We start from the raw sequence: 20,992 nt of genomic DNA on the forward strand, positions 1-20,992 counted from the left end.
ATGCTAAAAAAGAAATTATTATCATTAATGGCTGTGTTTGGTCTGGCTGGTATTGTGCTGGCAGGCGGCTTAAAAATTAAAGTTTATAATCCCGGTGCAAAGGCTATTTTTCCCATTACATCCACAATTATCTATGGAGATAAAGATGCCATGCTCATTGATGCTCAGTTTCAGAAACAGTACGCGGAACAGCTGGTGAAGGAAATAAAAGCAACCGGAAAAAATCTGCAAACAGTTTTTATATCCCACAGTGATCCGGATTTCTATTTTGGACTGGATGTGATCAGAAAAGCATTTCCAGATGTGAAAATCATTTCAACAGCACAAACGGTCTATCTGATTGCTGCATCGAAAGACGATAAATTAGACGTGTGGAAACCACAATTAAAAGAAGATGCACCTTCCGAAGTCATTGTTCCGGAAGCAGTAAATGAAATTCCTGATCTCGAAGGAAACAAAATTGAAATTAAGCAGAATGCTGAAGATCCGGCTCATAGCTTTGTCTGGATTCCGTCTTTAAAAACTATAGCCGGAGGAATTTCAGTTTCTGCAGATTCCCATGTCTGGATGGCGGATACACAGAATATGAGGGCAATAGATCAGTGGATCGCACAGATTGATGCCATGAAAGCGTTGAAACCTGAACAGGTGGTTCCATCTCATTTTGCAAAATTATCCCTGTCTCCAAAATCTCTGGATTTTATGAAGACTTATCTAGAAAACTATCAGGAAGCAATCTCAAAGAATAAAACATCCTCTTCCGGTGTTGTTGATTTCATGCTTAAAAAATATCCGGATCTTCCCGGAAAAGAGGAACTGGAAATGGGAACGAAAGTTTTCTTCAGGGAGATGAACTGGGATCTGAAATCTCCTTACCCAGCTATAGGGCATCAGGTGGAGACGGATTTCGGAACATTGAAATTCACCCTTGATTTTAAGGATAATAAAGAAATGTCTTTCAAAGGAACTTCTGGAAATGTAAAAGGAAATACAGATACCGTAAAATATACAGCCGTAGAGGTGGCTAAAAATGTCTTTATGGTCTACTGGCACGAACCTAAATCAGGCTCTAACGTTACTCATATTCAGGATTATAACAAAAATACAGTCTACACCAATATTGCAGAACCGGGCGGAACCTTCAGGCATCTGAAAGGAACTTTGAAAATTCTGAAATAAATAAAAAACTGCTGTCATTGATAGCAGTTTTTTTATGTTGTGGATTAAAAAGAGTAGCGAGAGTGTAAAATAAATTTCTAGCAGATCTGGCTGATTTCGAAGATTTTTAATGAACCTAACCAGATTTATAAACGGAATGAAATCATATGCTTCATCAAATCAATTTATTGATTCCTCTTTGCTACCTAAAATATTCAGCATTAAATATTAAATTTTGCGTTAAAATTAAAAGAATTTCACGCAGATATAGCTGATGATGCAGATTTTAAATTTGAACCATTAAGGATAATGAAGGAATTAAGTTTCATTAAGAAAAACAGATAGATTTTTAAAAGTACAATAATCCTCAAAGCAAAACTCACCTTAATTTTTTCATATGAAACTGATGGGACAGATTCAAGATGATGGGTAAAAATCTTTGATTTTTTAAAAACTTATGTGAACTTCTTATACACTTTATTATTCAATTTCAAATAACTAAAGTGTCAAAAAAAACTTTTGTCCCTTGTGGTTAATGATTTTTATTTGGAAATCAATACAGAATCTTAATAGTTTAAAAACATTAAACATTAAACATTAAACATAAATCCATTAAATTCTATCTAGTATATTAAAATAAAAACGGCTGTCAAAAAAGACAGCCATTGTTATTATAAATTCATAAACAGTTTCGGATTAACCGGGGTATTGTTTTTATGTACTTCGTAATGAAGGTGTGGCCCCGTAGAACGTCCCGAGTTACCGGATTTGGCAATTACCTGTCCCACTTTCACTTTATCATTTACTTTTGAAACCAATTGCGATAAATGTCCGTAAAGAGTAGCCAGTCCGTTTCCGTGCGAAACAATGACGCAATTTCCATAACCTCCTTTCTGGCCTGAAAAAATAACAGTTCCTGCAGCAGCAGCTCTTACATCTGAGCCGTAAGCGACTGCAATATCTAGCCCTTTATGAAACTGCATCTGGTCAGCTTCAGCAGGAGGATTGTTCTTTTCCATAGAAACTTTTGATGAAGAGCTGCCGGTTGTGGCTTTTGTGGACGCTGCGGTTGTAGATGCTGCCGGTGCCGGAGTGGCAGGAGCCGCTTTGGGCGTTACCATTACTTTTACTTCTCTTTTATTCCCGTAACTGTCTGTTAATTCAATAATTTTTTCAACAGGTTCAGCTTTCACTTCCGGTTTTGGAGCGGCAGCGGCAACAGTTTTGGATTCTGCAACAACACCTGGTTTTACAGAAGCATAAACGGTTTTAAAAGGAATGGGATTTTTTCTGATGCCGAAATTAGAGGAAATATAGCCGTCCGTTGGCATTCCCAGCGGAACCTGCATCAGTTTTTGCTGGAGGTTCATTAAATACTGGCTGTAGCGGTTGGCCTGCTTGGCAAGATATACTGAACTTGAAATACTGTCCTGGCTTAAGGCCATCAGTTTTTCACTGGCGATGTCCTTGGATTTCAGAAATGAATTCAACTGGGCTACAGTCTGGTCAACTACCGTAAGGTCTGTTTTCATTTTTAAATAATCCACACTGTCTTTTTCAGTGTTTATTTTCACAAGATTCACTTCATACATCTTGTCGCCCTTTTCAGAAAACAGCCTTCCGATTAAGAGGGCTTGTGCAAAAACGATCAGCAAAAGTCCTCCAAGGAGAATATTTACGTTCTTCCTGCTGTTTAGAAATTTCTTCATATTTCTTTGCTTAGATAAATTACAAAACGGTTTTAAGCCTGCAAATTTAATTAAAAATAAACTTTCAGGAATATTTTTAAAGAAAACTTATTTATTTCTGTATTTAACGTCTGATTAGATATTTAATTGTGTTCAAGTGTTAATTTTTTCAGAAAACAGCTTTTATCATAGTCCCGGATTCAGTGTTCCGACTTTGTTTTTAATATATTTGCAGTTCACATTCCAATTATGGCTAAAAAGAAAATAATTTCAGAATCTTCTCATCCAAAAAAGAATAAAAACGATATTTCTGTAGGAGTAGTAGGAAGCGGAAGTTTTGCAACCGCTATCGTAAAAATGCTTGTTGAAAACTGTAAAGTAGTGCACTGGTGCGTAAGAAGCGAATTTGTGAAAGGAGCTATTGAATTACGTGGACATAATCCGTCTTATCTTACGGCGGTTAATTTCAATCTTAAAAGTTTAAAGCTTACCACAGATATCAATGAACTGGTGAGCGCCTGCGATGTGATTGTACTGGCAACACCGTCCATTTACCTATCTGATACCCTGGAAAAAATGACGTGTGAGTACGGAGACAAAATTTTTGTTTCTGCCATCAAGGGGATTATTCCTAAAGTGAATGATGTGGTAGCTCACTACCTGAGAGATGAATTTAAAATAGGTTTCAGAAACCAGGCAGTGATTGCAGGGCCATGTCATGCAGAAGAAGTAGCAATGGAAAGACTTTCCTATCTTACGGTGGCTGCAGTAGAAGATGAAACGGCAGAAAAGCTCGAAGGAATCTTCAGCTCGGATTTTATCAAGGTACATTCCAGTAAAGATATTTTAGGAAATGAATACAGTGCCATCCTTAAAAATATTTTTGCTATCGGGGCCGGAATTGCGAGCGGGTTGGGCTATGGAGATAACTTTACCGCGGTTTTTGTTTCCAATGCCATCCGTGAAATGGAAATCTTCCTCGAAGCCGTTTATGAAGCGCCGAGAGACGTAAATGAAAGTGCCTATCTGGGGGACCTTCTGGTAACCGCCTATTCTCTTTTCTCCAGAAACAGGAGCTTAGGAAACCTGATCGGAAAAGGATATACCGTAAAATCTGCGATCCAGTCCATGAATATGGTGGCTGAAGGATATTATGCCGCAGATTCCATCTACAAAACGGCAAAACAGAAAAAACTTAAGCTGCCGATCATCGATACCGTATATGCCATCCTTTATGAAGGAAAGAATGCAGAAAAACAGTTTAAAAAACTGACTCCAAAACTAAATTAAGTCAAAAAGATTTACATTTGATATATATACAGGCTGTCCCCAAAAGGCAGTCTTTTTTCAGCATGATATCTTGAAGCGAAGCTCATCTTAATATTCTTAAAAACTTAAATCTTCTTAATGTTTTAATGTTTGTTTATGTGAAAATTGTACTTCTGATTAGTTCTCTCAATAGAAATGTATCAACAGTATCCATAGAGTTTTTTTGCTTGGAAAAAAATTGTTTTAACCATAAAAATTAACGTGCTAAAACTCCTGACTTATAAAACTTTTCCCGAAATTTGATAGAAAATTTAGAATTATGTCACACTCGCTTACAAGCAGAACACCGAAACCGAAATATGACGTTGTACTGATAGGCGGCGGAATTATGAGCGCCACTTTAGCAACGCTGCTTCACGAATTTGATCCCAATCTTGAGATCGCCATATTTGAAAGGCTTGGCAGGTTTGCAAAAGAAAGCACTGCAGCCTGGAATAATGCGGGAACAGGGCATTCTGCTTTTTGTGAACTTAATTATACCCCGGAAAAACCGGATGGTAGCATAGATATAACCAAGGCAGAAAGTATCGCCGAACAGTTTGAAATGTCCAAACAGTTCTGGGCGTATCTGGTGACCAAAGGATATATTCATGAGCCAAAGGACTTCATCAGTTCATGTCCGCATATGAGTTTGGTATTTGGTGAAAAGGATTCCGAATACCTGAGAAAACGCCACGAAAAAATGTCGGAATCTGTTATGTTTAAAGGAATGGAATATTCTATGGACCACGAACAGCTGAGAGAATGGATTCCTTTGGTGATGAGCAAAAGAAACCGGTCTGAAGTGATGGCTGCCACCAAGATGGATATGGGGACAGACGTTAATTTCGGAACGTTAACCAGAAAAATGGGGAGACATTTGCTGGAAGATTCCAATGTTGAGGTTTTTCTGTATCATGAAGTGAAAGATGTGGATCCAAGAGAAGACGGCAAATGGGAAATGAAGGTGAAAGACAGAATCCACAGTCACAAACAGGAAGTAGTTGCGGATTTTGTATTCATCGGTGCCGGTGGTTATGCACTTCCGCTGCTGGACAGTTCAGATATTAAAGAAAGTGAAGGGTATGGAGGCTTTCCGGTCTCCGGACAGTGGCTGGTGAGCCATAATCAGGAGCTGGTAGAAAAACATCACGCTAAAGTATATACCCAGGCTACAGTGGATGCTCCCCCAATGTCTGTTCCTCATCTGGATCTTAGAATTATCGACGGGAAAAAAGCACTTCTTTTCGGACCTTTTGCAGGGTTTTCCACAAAATTCCTGAAAGAAGGAAGCTATCTGGACCTTCCTGAAAGTGTAAATACAAAAAATTTAAGATCACTATTCGGAGCATGGTGGCATAACATTCCTCTGACCAAATATCTGATTCAGCAGGTAGCGATGACAAAATCCCAGAGAATGCAGCATCTGAGAGAATTTATTAAAGATGCCAAAGAAGAAGACTGGGAACTGAAAGTAGCCGGACAGAGGGTACAGATTATAAAAAAAGATGAAAAAGAAGGCGGAAAACTGGAATTCGGGACTGAAGTTGTGGTGAATAAAAGCGGAACAATCGCTTCATTGCTGGGAGCTTCTCCGGGCGCTTCTACAGCAGTCTATGCCATGCTGAATGTTCTTGAAAAATGCTTCCCGGAAAAAATACAGGGTGAGTGGAAAGACAAATTACTGGAAATGGTTCCGTCATACGGTCAGAAGCTTGCACAAAATCCTGAACTTACCGAAAAAGTAAGGAACTATACAAAAGAAAAACTGGAACTGGAATATTAAAAGTGAAAAGTGAATGGTCAATAGTCAATTTTGCTTCGCAGGTGAATAGTGAATCTTGGAAGAGTTTAAAAATTCACCATTGACCATTGGCTTTTTGTTTTTTGTGAACGGTCAATTTTGTTTCGCAGGTGAATAGTGAATTTTTAGAAGATTTAAAAAATTCACCATTGACAATTGACAATTGACCATTCACCATTCACATTACTTATTACTCATTACCGATTACTCATAAAAAAGGTGGAAGAAGTTATCATAAAACCCATTATCGTCAAAGAGCTCCTCGAATCCCTTCAGACCAAAGTGGAAGAGGAGAAGCAGGTTATTGTACACTGCTGTTTTCCGGCATCACCCTTTTTAGGAAACCTGATCAGGATCTGGAATTCCACGTATCTGATGGACAACCAGTCCGATCACAAAAGTAAGCTGATTCATGCTGAAAATATTACTATTTATCCAAATTGGACACCCGTTCCGTTCATGCAGGATTTCTGGTTTACATTAATATTTTCCGGACTGCCGAAAGATTGCAAAAGTTTTGATCTTAAAGAAGTCATTCCCGAAGAAGGAGGCTTTTTCGTGGAATCGATCAAAAGAAATACGCTGGATGTGTACCGGGTAAAAATCTCAGAATCTTACTTATAATGAAAGCGAGAGAAGAAAAACTGAAGCAGGTCATCAGCTGGGCAGAAAATAATACTGATATCCGCTGTGTACTTCTGACAAGTTCACTGGTGAATCCCTATGCGCCCGTGGATGATTTCAGTGATCTGGATATTGAGCTTGTCTTTGAAGACAGGGAACGGTATGAACAGGATAAAAGCTGGATCTTTCTTTTCGGTGAAACAGTTTCCATGGTGGAGGAAGATACTACCTGTTTTGATGGAAAACATGCCATGAAAATGGTGCTGTACACCGATCATGTAAAAATTGACTTCAAGCTTTATCAGAAATCTGAGTTTGTAAAAGAGGTTCAGGGAGAAGATCTTCCGGAAGACTGGGATGTAGGCTATAAAGTTTTAGTGGATAAGGATAATTTAACCCGGGATCTTAAAGCGCCGACTTATCAGTCCATCATGATCACGAAACCCACGGAAAAGGAATTCGGGCAGCTGATGAATGATTTCTGGTGGGATACAACCTATGTGGCAAAATGCCTGAAAAGAGGTGATCTGTTTTATGCGAAATTTATGTCAGAAAATGTGATCAGGACAGATTATCTGGTTCCTCTGATCGAATGGTATATTGCAAGCTTCCACGACTGGAATAATATCACCACCAATAAACACGGCCGCCTTTTTAAAAAATATCTGTCCGAAGAACTCTGGAACAAAGTAGAAGCCACGTTCTCAGGAAGCAGTATAGAGGATAACTGGCAGGCTTTATACGTCTCTGCAGATTTGGTGCATGAGCTGGGAACATTTTTAGCAGATAGACTTGGGTTCGAATATTCTCATCAGCATGAAAGTGATGTAAGGAAATACCTGGATGAGGTCAAAAATATGCCCTGATCCTATGCAAATTCATTCTCTCTGATCAGATTTTCAATACAGTATTCTGCAATTGCTGTGATGGTCACAAACGGATTAACGCCAATTGTTCCCGGAATTAAAGAGCCATCCAGAACATACAGGTTTTCATGCCCCTTCAATTTTCCATATTCATTGGTTGCTTTTCCCAGTACGCAGCCCCCCAGCGGGTGATAACATACATCAGCCCCAAAGCCGTTATTGAATAGGAAATGGCTTCTTGTCCCGCCATTGGCCCTGTTCATTTTCCTGATGAAATAATCTGCATTTTTTCTCATGCCGGCTGTATGGTTTTCATTCCAGTCCAACACCAGTTTCCGGGTACCCGCATCATAAGAAACCTCACCTTTTTTATCTACCCTGTTAATCAGAAGATATAGTGCGGTGGCTACATCCATTCCCATCGGTAGGGGAGCAATCTCCGTGAAAAAAGGATGTTCAGGATCATCCCAATTGTCTATACCTCCTACAGGAATAGTTGACTGCTTTGCGCCGGTTCCTCCGGACAGAGGTTTTACCCAGTTTCTGCCGGTCATGAAATTGCCGTTATTCCCCCAGCTTTTCCCGATTTCTTTATGAACAGGAAATTGGTTTACAGCATTGGAGTGTAGCAGCAGCTTCAGGGTTCCCATGGTTCCTGCAGCAAGGATCAGCTTTTGACAATTGAATATCTTATCAGCAACAGCGGAACCGGAAGTATCGGTTTGCTGTACATTTAAAGTATAGGTTTTATCATCATTAAGCTTGATATGATCAACCCGGTGGAGATCCAGGATCTCAAGATTTCCGGTTTCCAGCGCCTTTTTCAGATAGGTTTTGTCCAGGCTGTTCTTGCCGTGATTATTTCCGTAAATAACTTCTGTGTTAAGAGCGGAGCGGGGAACTTCATTTCTGTATTCCTTCTCCATATACTGAAAGTCGTAGACATTGGGAATCCTGATGGTTTTAAAACCTGCTTTATGGGCTTCTTCTTCACCCACGCGGGTAAATTTGTAGTAAGGACAGTCTTTAAGGAACTGTTCATCAATCACATTCACCTTTAATTCCTTATGGACCAGAGGAAAATAGGTGGAATAGAACTTTCCGGCATCCAGATCAGGAAAAACTTCCCTGAAATAGCTTTCTTTCGGAGTCACCGCCATACCGCCGTTCACCAGTGAGCCTCCGCCAACACCTCTCCCCACCCAGATATTGACATGCTCAAAATCCAGCCGGTCAAGTGTACCTGTGAAAGGAGTTAAAGAAAAAAGATTCATGAATGGTGCTATGGTCTTCTTTTTAAGCCATGCGGCACTTTTCCCCGGTTTCAGGAGGTTGGAAAAAGGAATTCCGGACTTTTCCCAGTTGAGGCCCATCTCCAGCATCACCACTTTTTTTCCGGCTTCACACAGGCGAAGGGCAGAAACAGCACCGCCATATCCGCTGCCGACAATCAGGATACGGGCATCAATGATCTTTTTTTCCTGATTGCTTGTTTTGGGCTGTGCAGCCTGGAATAGATCAGCATGCAGGAAATAAAAACCGGATACCGCCAGAAGACTTGTTTTAATGAATTTTTTTCTGTCCATATGCTCCTCGGCACAAAAAATATGCTAAAGAAAACAGGCTGTGAATTATTTAAAAGAGATTGTGCTTTTTTAGTAGAATTTTAACTTTTTCATCCAGTGAAAATTCATAGTTTTACGTATCCATTTGAAATAATCAATGAAAAAATATATCATTATACTGCTGCTTTTTCCAATCTTTCTGTTTTCTCAGAAAAAGGATTCAAAGGAAATTGCGGAGATTAAAAAATTTCAGAAAACCCTCAATGCAGAATACCTTAATCCAAAGGAAACACCGTTACGCGGTGAAAACCTGACCCGTTTTAAACAACATCCTTTCTTTCCTATAGATTTAAAATACAGGGTGACTGCAAAATTCAGCAGAACTTTAGATTCTAAACCTTTTGACCTTCCCACATCTTCCGGAAAGACAAAATCTTATCAGGAATACGGAAAAGCAACCTTTGAACTGGAAGGGAAATCCTATACGCTGACCTTATATCAAAGCCTTGACCTGATCAAACTGGAGAAACACAAAGATTATCTTTTTCTTCCTTTCCGGGATGCCACCAACGAAAAAGAAACCTATGGCGGCGGAAAATATATGGACCTTAAAATCCCCAAAGGAGATACCATCGTTCTTGATTTTAACCAGTCTTATCAGCCATACTGTGCCTATAATGCTTATGATTATAATTGCCCGATCGTTCCTGAAGAAAATAAACTTCCCGTAGAAATCAGGGCAGGAGTGATGTACCAGGATATCTATCATCATTAAAATATGATCGGTCTCGCATTTTTTAAACAGGAAGATTTCTCTGAAGTGAATTATACTTTGGACGAACTTCAGCTGCAGTTTACAGCAACACCGGAAATGGCGTTACAGAAAATCCGGGAGAGAAATGATGCCCAGGCATTTGCCATTACCATTACAGAAGATGCAAAACCCGCAGGTTTTTTCGTGCTGGATTTTGGAGAAGACAAGCTTGATCTCACTGAAAATAAAAACTCGGTTCTGATAAGATCCTTATCCGTCAATCCCCAATTTCAGGGAAAAGGCGTCGGAAAAAAGGCTATGCGGATCGTTGATGATTTTGTACGGGAGAATTTTCCCGAATGTGATGAAATTGTCCTGGCGGTGAATCAGAAAAATATTCCGGCTTATCATATGTATTTGAAAACAGGATACCTGTATGACGGTAAAACGAGGATAGGCACAAGCGGTCCCCAGTATCTGATGTACAAAAAACTTTAAGAAAAATTTAAATTTTAAAATTCCATCCTGCTGAATTCTTTCCATAACTTTGAGTAACATCAAATCATAAAACATGGAAATATCACTTAAAAACCAGGTCGCCATCGTTACCGGAGGCTCCAGCGGAATAGGTTCGGGAATAGCAAAATCGCTTGCAGCTGCAGGTGCAACGGTTATTATCAACCATTCTTCGGAGCGATCCAAAGATGAAGCACAGGCGGTTTTAAAAGAAATCACAGATACCGGAGGAAAAGGGATTACTTTCCAGTGTGATGTCTCCAAAGAAGACCAGGTCATCAGCATGTTTCAGGAAACCGTTTCACAATTTGGAACCGTAGATATCCTGATCAACAACGCGGGGATTCAGAAAGATGCTAAATTTACTGAAATGACCCTGGATCAATGGAATGCCGTGATTGGAGTGAACCTTACCGGACAGTTTCTGTGTGCAAGGGAAGCCATAAAGGAATTTTTACGCCGGGGGATTGATCCGGAGCGTTCCGTAGCCTGCGGAAAAATCATTCATATCAGTTCCGTTCACGAAATTATTCCCTGGGCCGGGCATGCCAATTATGCAGCGAGCAAAGGCGCAATAAGAATGCTGATGCAGACTCTGGCGCAGGAATATGGAGCCGATCGAATCCGTGTCAATTCCATTTGCCCCGGAGCCATTCAGACCCCGATCAATACCAATGCCTGGAACACTCCGGAAGCTTTGAACTCTCTTCTTACCCTAATCCCTTACAACAGAATAGGCCAGCCTACCGATATTGGGAACTTAGCTGCTTTCCTGGCAAGTGACCTTGCGGATTACATAACGGGAACCAGTATTTTCGTAGATGGTGGAATGACGACGTTTGAGAGCTTTTCTACGGGAGGGTGATGGGTGAGGGAGTTTGAGAGTGGGAGAGTTATGAGTTATGAGTTATGAGTTATGAGTTTCGGGATGTGGAGTTTGATACTATGATTTTGAAGAATTCCAGTCTGGAAAAGTGATGTTTACAGAAATATTTAATGAAAAACAACGATCCGGTGGCTGAGGCTCCCGAAGCCACCAGCACCAATATTTCTAACTTTCACATCTAAAATCTAAACTTTAGAATCTGATGTCTGATATCTGTTATCTGTTATCTGAAATCTTTATCTACCCCTCACCATTACATTTTACACGCTACATTAATAAAAAAACAACACATGTCCGAAAAACAAAGACTTTCAGAAATTGCATGGAAAAAATGGGGACCATACGTCAGTAACCGTGAATGGGGGCTTGTCCGTGAAGATTACAGCGGGAATGGCGATGCATGGAATTATACCAGTCATGATACCGCAGAAGCCAAAACATACCGCTGGGGCGAAGAAGGAATCTGCGGCATCTGTGACGATCTTCAGAAACTGGTTTTTTCCATAGGATTCTGGAATAAAAAGGATAAAATGGTGAAAGAACGTTTTTTCGGTCTCACAAACGGGCAGGGAAATCATGGGGAAGATGTTAAGGAGTATTTTTATTATCTGGATTCCACGCCTACACATTCTTATATGAAGATGCTGTACAAATACCCGCAGAATGTTTTTCCATACGAGGACCTTGTAAAAACCAATGCGGAAAGGAGTAAGGATGAACCTGAATATGAGCTGATCGAAACAGGAATTTTCGACTGCAATGATTATTTTGATCTCTTTATTGAATATGCAAAGGAAAGCGAAAATGATATTCTGATTAAACTTACGGTCATCAATAAATCTGAAGATGATGCTCCACTCGTTATTTTGCCGACCGTCTGGTTCCGGAATACCTGGAAGTGGGGCTATGATGACTATAAACCACAGCTGGACAGTGAGGAGGCCAACCATATTGCCGTCAGCCACAAGGATCTTGAAATTAAAAATATTTATGCAAAACAGTCATTAAAGACCGTATTCTGTAATAATGAAACCAATAACGAGAGGCTTTACGGGGTTGAAAATGAATCAAGGTATTGTAAAGACGGGATCAATGATTTTGTGATCAATGGAAATTCGCAGGCGGTAAATCCTAAAGGTACCGGAACCAAAGCCTCTTTCTTTATTGATGAGGTGATAAAAGCCGGAGAATCAAGGGTCTTTGAATTCAGAATGACAGATAAGGAATTACAGGAACCGTTTGCTGAGTTTGAGACTATTTTTGACCTTAGAAAAAAAGAAGCAGATGAGTTTTATGCCGAAATTCAGAAAGGAATTGAATCGGAAGATGAAAAAATGGTTCAGAGGCAGGCGTTTGCGGGAATGCTCTGGAACAAAATGTTTTACCATTACAATGTGGAAAGATGGCTGAAAGGCGACCCCGCCGAAATGCCTCCGCCGAAATCCCGCGAGAATATCCGCAACTACGACTGGAAGCATCTTAATAACGAGCATATCATCTCAATGCCCGATAAATGGGAATATCCATGGTACGCCACCTGGGACCTGGCTTTTCATACCATTAGCTTTGCATTAATAGATCCGGATTTTGCCAAGCATCAGCTTAAGCTTTTCCTGTTTGAGTGGTATATGCATCCCAACGGCCAGCTTCCCGCCTATGAATGGAATTTAAGCGATGTAAATCCTCCGGTTCATGGATGGGCTGTTTTCAGAGTGTTCAAAATCGATGAATATATCAAAGGAAAACCGGATCTGGCCTTTCTGGAAAGTGCATTTCAAAAGCTGCTCATGAATTTTACCTGGTGGGTGAATAAAAAGGACAGCAACGGCAATAATATCTTTGAAGGAGGCTTTCTGGGACTTGATAATATTGGGGTTTTCGACCGGAATACCACGCTTCCCAACGGAGAGCAGCTGGAACAGTCGGATGGAACAAGCTGGATGGCGATGTTCGCGCTGAATATGATGAGAATTGCCCTCGAGCTGGCTCTTTACAACAATGTATATGAGGAAATGGCCATGAAGTTTTTCGAACATTTCCTTTCTATCGCCAATTCGCTTGATAATATGGGTGAGGAAGAGTTCAGCCTTTGGGATCAGGAAGATGAATTTTTCTATGATGCGATTGCTGCCAGCGACGGGAGCCATATGTACTTACGTTTAAGAAGTATTGTAGGACTTATCCCGATGTTTGCAGTTGAGGTGATTGATGATGAAATGATTGAAAAACTGCCAAATTTCAAAAAAAGAATGAAATGGGTCCTTGAAAATAAACCGGAACTGGCTTCACTGGTGTCAAGATGGGAAGTGAAAGGTCAGGATTCCAAGCACCTTCTTTCTCTTCTCCGGGGGCACCGTTTGAAACGTTTGCTCAAAAGAATGCTGAATCCGGATGAATTTCTGAGCGATTACGGCGTGCGGGCCTTATCAAAAGAATATGAGCAGAATCCTTATACATTGAATTTAAACGGAACAGATTACTGTGTAAAATATACCCCTGCAGAAAGTGACAGCGGTCTTTTCGGAGGAAACAGCAACTGGCGCGGGCCAATCTGGTTTCCGATCAATTTTTTAATTATTGAAAGTCTTCAACGGTTTTTCTTTTATTACAGTCCGGATTTTCTCGTAGAATATCCTACAGGAAGCGGAAATTATTCCAATCTGGATCAGATTGCAGATGCTTTAAGTAAAAGGCTGTCCGGGATCTTTTTAAAGGATGAAAACGGGAACCGCCCTGTGAACGGGCAGTATGAAAGATTCCAGACCGATCCGGATTTTAAAGACTACATTTTATTTTATGAATATTTCCACGGCGATACCGGAAGGGGAGTTGGAGCTTCCCATCAAACGGGATGGACCGGCCTGATTGCAAAAATGCTGCTTCCAAGATTCTCGAGAAAGAAAATAGCGGAATCGGAGACGGAAATGCCTGAAGAGAGCTGAGGAGGCGAAGAGGCTAAGGAGGCGAAGAAAGCAAAATGGCGAAAGGGCAAAATCGCAAATGGGCAAATTAGCTGATCTGCTTTCTTCGCTTCCTTAGCCTTTTTGCCGTTTCACCTTTTCGCCCTTTTGCCCTTTCGCCTATTCAAAAATCTGCTGAATCACCTCCAGGGATGCCGGAATCCTGAAATCAGTAATATGATAATGGTAATATACGAGAAGGCTGTCCAGGAAATCTTTTCGTAAGGATGGATGAATTTTTGTGGTATAAAGATTTTCCGAGCATAGGGCTGTTTTCCATATATGGGATATTTCCCTATTGAAAAGCTGGTGGGCAGGAGTTTCTGTAAATATTCCCGTTTCAGGATCTAAATATTCCCCGTTCCGTATGAGAGGAGCAACTCCCTGGATTTTCAGGATTGAAATTAAAAAGAGCAGATGACATTGATAGTTTTTATCCGTCAGTTCATTAACGAATTGCTTGATACTGAAAAAAAGAACTGGATTTTTGTGTTCATGTCTTAAAACCTGGTTCAGGAAATCTGAAATAAAAAATATCACGGTATTGGCTTTGATATCCATATACAGATCATAATTTTTAAGCAGTTCAAATTTCGAAACCGAAGGAATTCCGTTGCCTCTGGCAGGATTCACCGTAAAATTAAGCATACTTAAAGGCTGAAGCAGGGCCTTCTTTTTATTTCTTTTGGAATAGATTCCTTTTACGAAATAGGTCTGAAAGCCTTCTTCTTCTGTAAAACAATGCAGCACCGCATCATTTTCGCCATATTTTATAAATGAGAGTAAAAATCCGTTTTGTGAATTCATTAATTGACTACCCCTATTTTTGCCGTAGCTTTATCTGATCCGTCTTCATTGGTCATCAATACAAAATAAATACCTGAAGCTACCCTGGTGCCCTTCTGATTATTCAAATCCCACTCATAATAGCCTCCTCTGGCTACTGCAGAGTGTATTACATTCCCTGCAGAATCTGTGATTCTGATATTTGTTTTTTCTGCCAGGCCTTTAATGGTCACTTTTCCTTTAAAGTTGGAGTATACTACAGGATTAGGGTACACCACTACCTGTCCGAAATTGGCATTTACATCGCCAACATCTCCCTGATAAGCGACAATACCGTTATAGGTTACAAAATAAACCTTTCCGGTTTTTCTGTCTACTTTTATATCGGTAACGGAATTGGTAGGAAGGGGAGAGTTTTCTTTTGTGAAATGTTTAATGGTCTGCTGCCCGTCGGCAGAAAGATAATATACACCGCCTCCGTCTACAGAAATCCATTTATAATTTCCGGCATCTACTTCTACCTGAAGGATCTGGCCGTCTCTGAAAAGCTCTTCTCCAAGCCCGCCCTGTTCTATAACAATAGGCTCCACTTTAGGGTCCGGTGCTTTAATTTCTGTTGCGGCATTGGGTAATATTCTTAATCCGCTGTCTGTTCCTATCCATGCATCTCCGGATTTATCAAAGGCTACGGATAATGTCCCTTTTGAATTTCCCGCGAATCCATTGGAATCATCCAATATATAATCCGTATCATCAGAAAGGTTGGCGGCATTCTTATAATCGTAAACCATAAAGTGATTGGTTCTTGGCAGCGGAACCCACAGCATGTTTTCGTGAACCACAGGCTTTTGAGCACCCGCACTTGTTAACCCTATTTTCTTTAGTGTAAAACTGTCTGAAGCCCTGTCATAGATCCATATGGCAGGTTTGGTACCTTCGTCAAATCCAACGGATACAAAGATGTTGTTCTGGCTGTCAGTAGCAAAGCCTACAGGCCGGAAAGGACCCGAGTAATATTTTACAAAATCAAAATCCTTGCTCGTGGAATTGTATTTCATTTTATAAACGCCTTCATTAGTACTACCGGTATAGTTGGTGAAGAGCACCTCACTGTTATCGGCCGGATTTAAAATAGCATCCAGTACGTTAACTGCTCCCGTGTTTCCTATAAAATAAGAAGGGGCAATCCATTCTGAACCTGTAAAATAATAAAATCCGGGTTTTTTAGGGTTGGTTGCTCCCTGATTAAAACGGTTGATCCTTGCACCTGATGATACCAGCATCTGGTTGTTGTCATACAGATTGATCTTATAGGAAGAATTGGTATAAGGTCCTGAAGGTTTATAAGTATTGCTGCTCTCATCCTTAATCCCTGATAATATGGTACCTCCATATACTTTTCCGGTGGCTATTATAGCGGTATTGCAGTCTTCTCCCAAACTTACGGAACTCAACGAGGTTCCGTTTAAGCCGAACGTATAAATCCTGCTGTCTGTTACTACAATATTGTCTGAACTTATAACGATGTCCTTAATAGCTCCAAAAGCTGCAGGAAGCGGGGTAGGCGTACCGCCGTTATAAATAAATGCTGCTGTGGCAGAAGAATAAATAAGGGATGTACCTTCTGCATCTATATGCTTAAAAGATCCCGGTATTTCAGTGGTCCAGGTAGAGAATACAGGAAATGTGATATTCAGTTCGTGGCTTTTCAGGCCGGTGTTTGTTACGGAATAGACCTTATTTCCAAAGATGGCCGCTTCATTACTGGCTTCATAAACACCGCCACCCGTCATAAAGAATGCAGAATCCCCGAATTCAAGCTTTTTAAGGTTAAAAATAGAGACTCCATACCCCACTGAAACTACAGCCTGATCGCCGGTAATGGAAATATGGTTGATGCTTTTGCTACCGTTATAACCGGTTGCAATAGGGATGTCCACTACATATTTGATTTCCTGAGGTGTAATGATGTCAAGCGAGCCGTTTGCATATCCTATCACAGCTACTTTGGTCTGCGGATTATAATCGAAGGCGGATATGTTCACATCATGGAGACCGTTCGCTTTTGAGAGCTTGGTCACCTCTCCGCTGGAGATGGTATAATAGAATATCCCGTTTTCTGTCGCGGCAATTATTTTTCCATTGTCTTCCTTCATTGCCAAGACATTGTTGTAGGAAAAATGATCCGTCCATTTTTTGGATGAAATGACCTGCGCATTTACGAATTGCAGGGAGGCTAAAATACCGAGAGAGAGTAACGAGAGTTTTTTCATATTATACGGTTATACTGCTGTCTATAGCCTGGTTGTTCCAGGTAATATGCTTTACGTTTTTATTGCTGTCGAAGTAAAAATCTATTCTGCCCAGAAGAAGACCTGCCCATCCTACCTGGTTGACCAGCACGTTTTTACCTTGTCTGTTGGTAAATGTCTGCGGTTCCGGTAAAAACGTATGAGTATGGCCTCCCAGAATAATGTCAATATTTTCTGTTTTGGCAGCCAGAGTTTTATCATTTATTTTATCAGGTTCATCCTGGTAATCATAGCCAATATGGGAAAGGCAGATGACAAGATCACATTTCTGATCGTTTTTCAGGAAGTTGGAATAATGCTGGGCTATTTCTACAGGATCCGAATATACGGTTTCCGCGTACTGCTTTTTGCCCACAAGACCGTCCAGCTTAATGCCTACTCCGAAAATACCTACTTTTATTCCGTTCTTATTGAAAATTTTATACTGTGAAGTTTTTCCGTCCAGAATGGTGTTTTTAAAATCATAATTGGAACAGATAAACGGGAATTTTGCATTGGGAAGTACTTGCAGGAAACCTTCAAGACCATTGTCGAAATCATGATTTCCCATGGTGGAAGCGTCATATTTCATCATAGACATCAGCTTGAATTCCAGCTCACCTCCAAAAAAGTTGAAATACGGGGTACCCTGAAAAATATCGCCGGAATCCAGTAGAAGGACGTTGCTTTCCTGACTTCTGATCTGCTGTATCAGACTTGCCCTTCTGGCAAAGCCCCCCTGATTGGGGTTTTTGGTAAAACTTGCATCAAAAGGTTCTATCCTGCTGTGCTGGTCATTGGTATGAAGGATGGTCAGTTTGGTTGCGGTTGTAAAAGGATTGAATTTCAATTCTTCCGCCATCATCATATTGGGAGCTAAAGCTGCTGCTAAAGATCCACCTCCTATTACTTTTAAAAAACTTTTTCTATCCATTATTTCTTACCGATAAAATTTAAACGAATATCCGTAGCGGGAACCACTTCCGAAGTTTTCCTGAAATATTCCAGAAAAAGCTCTCTGAGCCCCAACCCTGTATTAATTGATTCTCCCTTGGAAAAGAATTTCATATTATCTCCTCCCAGCGCCAGATAATCTGAGGTGGCAATATAATAATCCTGGGACGGATTTACAGGTTTTCCGTTGATCAGGGCTTTTGTAAACTGTCCATTTTGGGTTTCGATGTATAAGTGAGACACCGGGTTGTTCATCTGTGTTTTTGCATAATAATCAAAAAGTCCCTGAAGGTCTGAGCCTTTCATTTTTACGATGACCACCTGATTTTGGAAAGGCATCACTTCATAAATGTTTTTCAGCAGAATATCACCTTTACCAATCGTAGTACGGATTCCCCCGATGTTGATCAGGGCTGCGTCTACATTTTTATTAAGGTTCTTTTTTGCCCATACATCGGCACCGTCAAAGGTGTAGTCGGCCAAAAGATTACCCAGATTGCTGTTAGTTCCTTCCTTGGTAAGATCTATACTGGTGTGGGAAATTTTCTGGTTCATCTCCTTTTCCAGTTTCTGTTTATAGGGTTCTATAACTTTTACAAACTCCTCATCATTTTTCAGCTCATTATTAATAGAAATATTTTTCCGGATCTGTACTTCAGCCAGCTGCAGCGTAGATGCTGTTTTGCAGGCGGTAAGCGTGACCAGAGCAATTCCTAGTAACAAGAATTTATTTTTCATATGTTGCAAATTATTTTTTAAAGGTCATATGTAATCGCCACTACTTTTAATACTTTCATAAGCAAATTTGGTTATAGCGATGTCATACTATCTTTTAGTATATGCAAATATAATTATATGTAGAATAAAACATTATTATTTGTTCAAATTCTTCTTGTAAATTATTAAATTTGACAAAAATAATTCTAACAGATGAGCATTTTAAAAGGAGTAGGTGTTGCCCTTGTAACACCCTTTAATGAAGATTTATCCGTAGATTTTGACAGCTTAACAAAACTTGTTGACTACAATATCGAGAACGGAACCAATTATTTAGTTGTTTTGGGAACTACAGCAGAGGCTGCAACGCTTTCTGATGAGGAGAAGAAACAGGTGATTGAGCACATCATTAAGGTTAATAATAAACGTCTTCCCCTGGTGTTGGGAATAGGCGGTAATAATACTCTTGAAGTAAAGAAACAGATTGAAGAAGCAGATCTTTCAGCATTCGAAGCTGTACTTTCCGTTTCCCCATATTATAATAAACCTAATCAGGAAGGTCTTTATCAGCATTATAAATTGCTGGCTTCCACCGGTAAAAATATCATTATTTACAATGTACCGTCAAGGACGGGGCAGAATGTGGATGCAGATACTACCATCCGTCTGGCACAGGAGTTTCCCAATTTATTCATGATCAAGGAAGCCGCTCCGAATATTCTTCAGTATTTTGATATTTTAAGAAAAAAGCCTGAAGGATTTTCACTGGTATCAGGAGATGATGAATATACACTTCCGGTAACACTGGCAGGTGGAAATGGTGTAATTTCTGTAATAGGGCAGGGGTATCCGAAAGAATTTTCTACAATGGTTCAGCTGGCTTTTGAAGGAAAAGTGAAGGAAGCTTATGAGATCCACAATAAATTGGTAGACATTACAAGGCTGATCTTTGCAGAAGGAAATCCTTGCGGAATCAAAGTGGTTCTTGCTGAAAAAGGAATCATTAAAAATTATTTAAGACTTCCATTGGTTCCTGCTTCTGAAGGACTTTATGCGAAGATCAAAGCTGAAATGGCGAAAATCTAGAAAGGGTCAATGGTGAATGGTCAATTGTGAATTTATAATCGGGTTTTCTATTCACTACTCACTTGCGAAGCAAAAATTGACCATTGACAGAGATAATGTGAATTGTGAATGGTCAATAGTGAATTTTAGTATTGTGTTATGATTCACTATTCACTTGCGAAGCAAAATTGACCATTGACCTAAAAATAACAAGGTGAAAAGTTCCGGCTTTTCACTTTTTTTAATCAGAAATAGTATGAAATTAATAGAAGCAACAGAAAAAGACATTCCTCTTATCCAGGATTTGGCGAGAAGATCCTGGGAAAATGCCTATGCAGAAATTCTTTCCAGGGAACAGATGGAATATATGCTTTCGGAAATGTATTCGGAAGCTGAAATCGGAAATCATATTCAGCATCCGGATTATCATTATTATTTAATCCGGGATGAAAGTAACGGCTCGTTTGAAGGGTTTATAGGCTATCAGCATCATTATGAAGAAGGGACAACAAAGCTTCACCGCATTTATCTTGTCCCTGAAAGTAAGGGGAAAGGACTCGGAAAAGCAGCGCTGGAATTCCTCAATAAAAAGGTTTCTGAAAACGGAGATCACAGAGTTGTGCTGAATGTGAATAAACATAATGCTGCACGGAACTTCTATGAATCGCAGGGATACAGAGTGTATGATGAAGGGGTGTTTGATATTGGAAGAGGTTTTGTCATGGATGACTACCTTATGGAATTCTTAATTCACAATTAAATGACTTAAAATTGTGTAACATTTAATTTTAATTCTATAACATGTGATATTTTTTTTTGATCCATCTTTGTATCAGAACCAAATCACTTTCAATAATACATTCATATGCTTGGTTTTGAGCTATTGCAGCTTTTTATCAGTATATTTTTTTCATCCTTAGTGTTTAAATTCCTGTATTCAATATGCAGGAGTTTTTTGTTTTTACATATTATGTTAAAATATTACATCCTATTTCACTTTTAAATGAAATAAATTGGTATATTTACTTCGAAATTTGAGACACTAAATCA

The 20,992-nt window shown here is 39.8% G+C and carries 17 protein-coding genes; 11 read left to right on the forward strand and 6 right to left on the reverse strand.

Annotated features, from left to right (window positions below; all coding sequences use genetic code 11):
- A complete protein-coding gene (locus tag B7E04_RS07690) occupies positions 1 to 1,179 on the forward strand; it encodes an MBL fold metallo-hydrolase (RefSeq protein WP_080778128.1) in 1,179 nt (392 codons plus the stop codon).
- Between the two features lie 650 nt (positions 1,180 to 1,829).
- Here B7E04_RS07690 and B7E04_RS07695 read toward each other — a convergent pair.
- Positions 1,830 to 2,867, reverse strand: coding sequence for a M23 family metallopeptidase (locus B7E04_RS07695; RefSeq protein WP_080778129.1), 1,038 nt, complete (start codon positions 2,865 to 2,867; stop codon positions 1,830 to 1,832).
- Between the two features lie 228 nt (positions 2,868 to 3,095).
- Between B7E04_RS07695 and B7E04_RS07700 the strand changes: the two genes are divergently transcribed.
- The 4 genes from B7E04_RS07700 (at position 3,096) to B7E04_RS07715 (ending at position 7,448) form a co-directional block, all read left to right on the forward strand.
- Positions 3,096 to 4,136 (forward strand): NAD(P)H-dependent glycerol-3-phosphate dehydrogenase, encoded by a 1,041-nt coding sequence (locus tag B7E04_RS07700; protein WP_080778130.1) that lies wholly within the window; start codon positions 3,096 to 3,098, stop codon positions 4,134 to 4,136.
- A 298-nt stretch (positions 4,137 to 4,434) separates the two neighbouring features.
- On the forward strand, positions 4,435 to 5,940 hold the full coding sequence (gene mqo, locus B7E04_RS07705; protein WP_080778131.1) for a malate dehydrogenase (quinone): 1,506 nt from the start codon (positions 4,435 to 4,437) through the stop codon (positions 5,938 to 5,940).
- A 237-nt stretch (positions 5,941 to 6,177) separates the two neighbouring features.
- Positions 6,178 to 6,582: a hypothetical protein gene (locus B7E04_RS07710; protein WP_062652897.1), complete on the forward strand. Its 405-nt coding sequence runs from the start codon at positions 6,178 to 6,180 to the stop codon at positions 6,580 to 6,582.
- A complete protein-coding gene (locus B7E04_RS07715; RefSeq protein WP_080778132.1) occupies positions 6,582 to 7,448 on the forward strand; it encodes an AadS family aminoglycoside 6-adenylyltransferase in 867 nt (288 codons plus the stop codon). Before B7E04_RS07710 ends, B7E04_RS07715 begins: the two co-directional genes overlap by 1 nt.
- A 2-nt stretch (positions 7,449 to 7,450) precedes the next feature.
- Here B7E04_RS07715 and B7E04_RS07720 read toward each other — a convergent pair whose 3' ends face one another.
- Positions 7,451 to 9,034, reverse strand: coding sequence for a GMC family oxidoreductase N-terminal domain-containing protein (locus B7E04_RS07720; RefSeq protein WP_080778133.1), 1,584 nt, complete (start codon positions 9,032 to 9,034; stop codon positions 7,451 to 7,453).
- Positions 9,035 to 9,170: 136 nt separating this feature from the next.
- Between B7E04_RS07720 and B7E04_RS07725 the strand changes: the two genes are divergently transcribed.
- From B7E04_RS07725 to B7E04_RS07740, 4 genes are all read left to right on the forward strand, one after another.
- Positions 9,171 to 9,788: a DUF1684 domain-containing protein gene (locus tag B7E04_RS07725; protein WP_080778134.1), complete on the forward strand. Its 618-nt coding sequence runs from the start codon at positions 9,171 to 9,173 to the stop codon at positions 9,786 to 9,788.
- 3 nt (positions 9,789 to 9,791) lie between these two features.
- A complete protein-coding gene (locus B7E04_RS07730) occupies positions 9,792 to 10,265 on the forward strand; it encodes a GNAT family N-acetyltransferase (protein WP_080778135.1) in 474 nt (157 codons plus the stop codon).
- A 73-nt stretch (positions 10,266 to 10,338) separates the two neighbouring features.
- Positions 10,339 to 11,148 (forward strand): glucose 1-dehydrogenase, encoded by an 810-nt coding sequence (locus tag B7E04_RS07735; RefSeq protein ID WP_080778136.1) that lies wholly within the window; start codon positions 10,339 to 10,341, stop codon positions 11,146 to 11,148.
- Between the two features lie 311 nt (positions 11,149 to 11,459).
- Positions 11,460 to 14,111, forward strand: coding sequence for an MGH1-like glycoside hydrolase domain-containing protein (locus tag B7E04_RS07740; RefSeq protein ID WP_080778137.1), 2,652 nt, complete (start codon positions 11,460 to 11,462; stop codon positions 14,109 to 14,111).
- A 138-nt stretch (positions 14,112 to 14,249) separates the two neighbouring features.
- Here B7E04_RS07740 and recO read toward each other — a convergent pair whose 3' ends face one another.
- The 4 genes from recO to B7E04_RS07760 are packed head-to-tail and all read right to left on the reverse strand — an operon-like array spanning position 14,250 to position 18,898.
- Positions 14,250 to 14,936 (reverse strand): DNA repair protein RecO, encoded by a 687-nt coding sequence (recO, locus tag B7E04_RS07745; protein ID WP_080778138.1) that lies wholly within the window; start codon positions 14,934 to 14,936, stop codon positions 14,250 to 14,252.
- Entirely contained in the window at positions 14,936 to 17,188 is a 2,253-nt protein-coding gene (porZ, locus tag B7E04_RS07750; protein WP_080778139.1) for a type IX secretion system anionic LPS delivery protein PorZ, read from the reverse strand. Before porZ ends, recO begins: the two co-directional genes overlap by 1 nt.
- Before the next feature lies 1 nt (position 17,189).
- Positions 17,190 to 18,140: a bifunctional metallophosphatase/5'-nucleotidase gene (locus B7E04_RS07755; RefSeq protein ID WP_080778140.1), complete on the reverse strand. Its 951-nt coding sequence runs from the start codon at positions 18,138 to 18,140 to the stop codon at positions 17,190 to 17,192.
- A complete protein-coding gene (locus tag B7E04_RS07760) occupies positions 18,140 to 18,898 on the reverse strand; it encodes a 5'-nucleotidase C-terminal domain-containing protein (RefSeq protein WP_080778141.1) in 759 nt (252 codons plus the stop codon). Before B7E04_RS07760 ends, B7E04_RS07755 begins: the two co-directional genes overlap by 1 nt.
- Before the next feature lie 192 nt (positions 18,899 to 19,090).
- Between B7E04_RS07760 and dapA the strand changes: the two genes are divergently transcribed.
- Both dapA and B7E04_RS07770 read left to right on the forward strand, forming a co-directional pair.
- On the forward strand, positions 19,091 to 19,963 hold the full coding sequence (dapA, locus tag B7E04_RS07765) for a 4-hydroxy-tetrahydrodipicolinate synthase (protein WP_080778142.1): 873 nt from the start codon (positions 19,091 to 19,093) through the stop codon (positions 19,961 to 19,963).
- Between the two features lie 235 nt (positions 19,964 to 20,198).
- Positions 20,199 to 20,702: a GNAT family N-acetyltransferase gene (locus B7E04_RS07770; RefSeq protein WP_080778143.1), complete on the forward strand. Its 504-nt coding sequence runs from the start codon at positions 20,199 to 20,201 to the stop codon at positions 20,700 to 20,702.
- Positions 20,703 to 20,992: the final 290 nt, after the last annotated feature.

Source organism: Chryseobacterium phocaeense, from assembly GCF_900169075.1.
Lineage (GTDB): Bacteria > Bacteroidota > Bacteroidia > Flavobacteriales > Weeksellaceae > Chryseobacterium > Chryseobacterium phocaeense.

Bases quoted from the DNA above. Each gene is read 5' to 3' on its own strand.
- B7E04_RS07735 (WP_080778136.1), top strand. From the start codon at position 10,339: ATGGAAATATCACTTAAAAACCAGGTCGCCATCGTTACCGGAGGCTCC.
- B7E04_RS07715 (WP_080778132.1), top strand. From the start codon at position 6,582: ATGAAAGCGAGAGAAGAAAAACTGAAGCAGGTCATCAGCTGGGCAGAA.
- porZ (WP_080778139.1), bottom strand. From the start codon at position 17,188: ATGAAAAAACTCTCGTTACTCTCTCTCGGTATTTTAGCCTCCCTGCAA.
- B7E04_RS07730 (WP_080778135.1), top strand. From the start codon at position 9,792: ATGATCGGTCTCGCATTTTTTAAACAGGAAGATTTCTCTGAAGTGAAT.
- B7E04_RS07740 (WP_080778137.1), top strand. From the start codon at position 11,460: ATGTCCGAAAAACAAAGACTTTCAGAAATTGCATGGAAAAAATGGGGA.
- B7E04_RS07725 (WP_080778134.1), top strand. From the start codon at position 9,171: ATGAAAAAATATATCATTATACTGCTGCTTTTTCCAATCTTTCTGTTT.
- B7E04_RS07695 (WP_080778129.1), bottom strand. From the start codon at position 2,867: ATGAAGAAATTTCTAAACAGCAGGAAGAACGTAAATATTCTCCTTGGA.
- dapA (WP_080778142.1), top strand. From the start codon at position 19,091: ATGAGCATTTTAAAAGGAGTAGGTGTTGCCCTTGTAACACCCTTTAAT.
- mqo (WP_080778131.1), top strand. From the start codon at position 4,435: ATGTCACACTCGCTTACAAGCAGAACACCGAAACCGAAATATGACGTT.
- B7E04_RS07755 (WP_080778140.1), bottom strand. From the start codon at position 18,140: ATGGATAGAAAAAGTTTTTTAAAAGTAATAGGAGGTGGATCTTTAGCA.
- recO (WP_080778138.1), bottom strand. From the start codon at position 14,936: ATGAATTCACAAAACGGATTTTTACTCTCATTTATAAAATATGGCGAA.
- B7E04_RS07690 (WP_080778128.1), top strand. From the start codon at position 1: ATGCTAAAAAAGAAATTATTATCATTAATGGCTGTGTTTGGTCTGGCT.
- B7E04_RS07760 (WP_080778141.1), bottom strand. From the start codon at position 18,898: ATGAAAAATAAATTCTTGTTACTAGGAATTGCTCTGGTCACGCTTACC.
- B7E04_RS07770 (WP_080778143.1), top strand. From the start codon at position 20,199: ATGAAATTAATAGAAGCAACAGAAAAAGACATTCCTCTTATCCAGGAT.
- B7E04_RS07720 (WP_080778133.1), bottom strand. From the start codon at position 9,034: ATGGACAGAAAAAAATTCATTAAAACAAGTCTTCTGGCGGTATCCGGT.
- B7E04_RS07700 (WP_080778130.1), top strand. From the start codon at position 3,096: ATGGCTAAAAAGAAAATAATTTCAGAATCTTCTCATCCAAAAAAGAAT.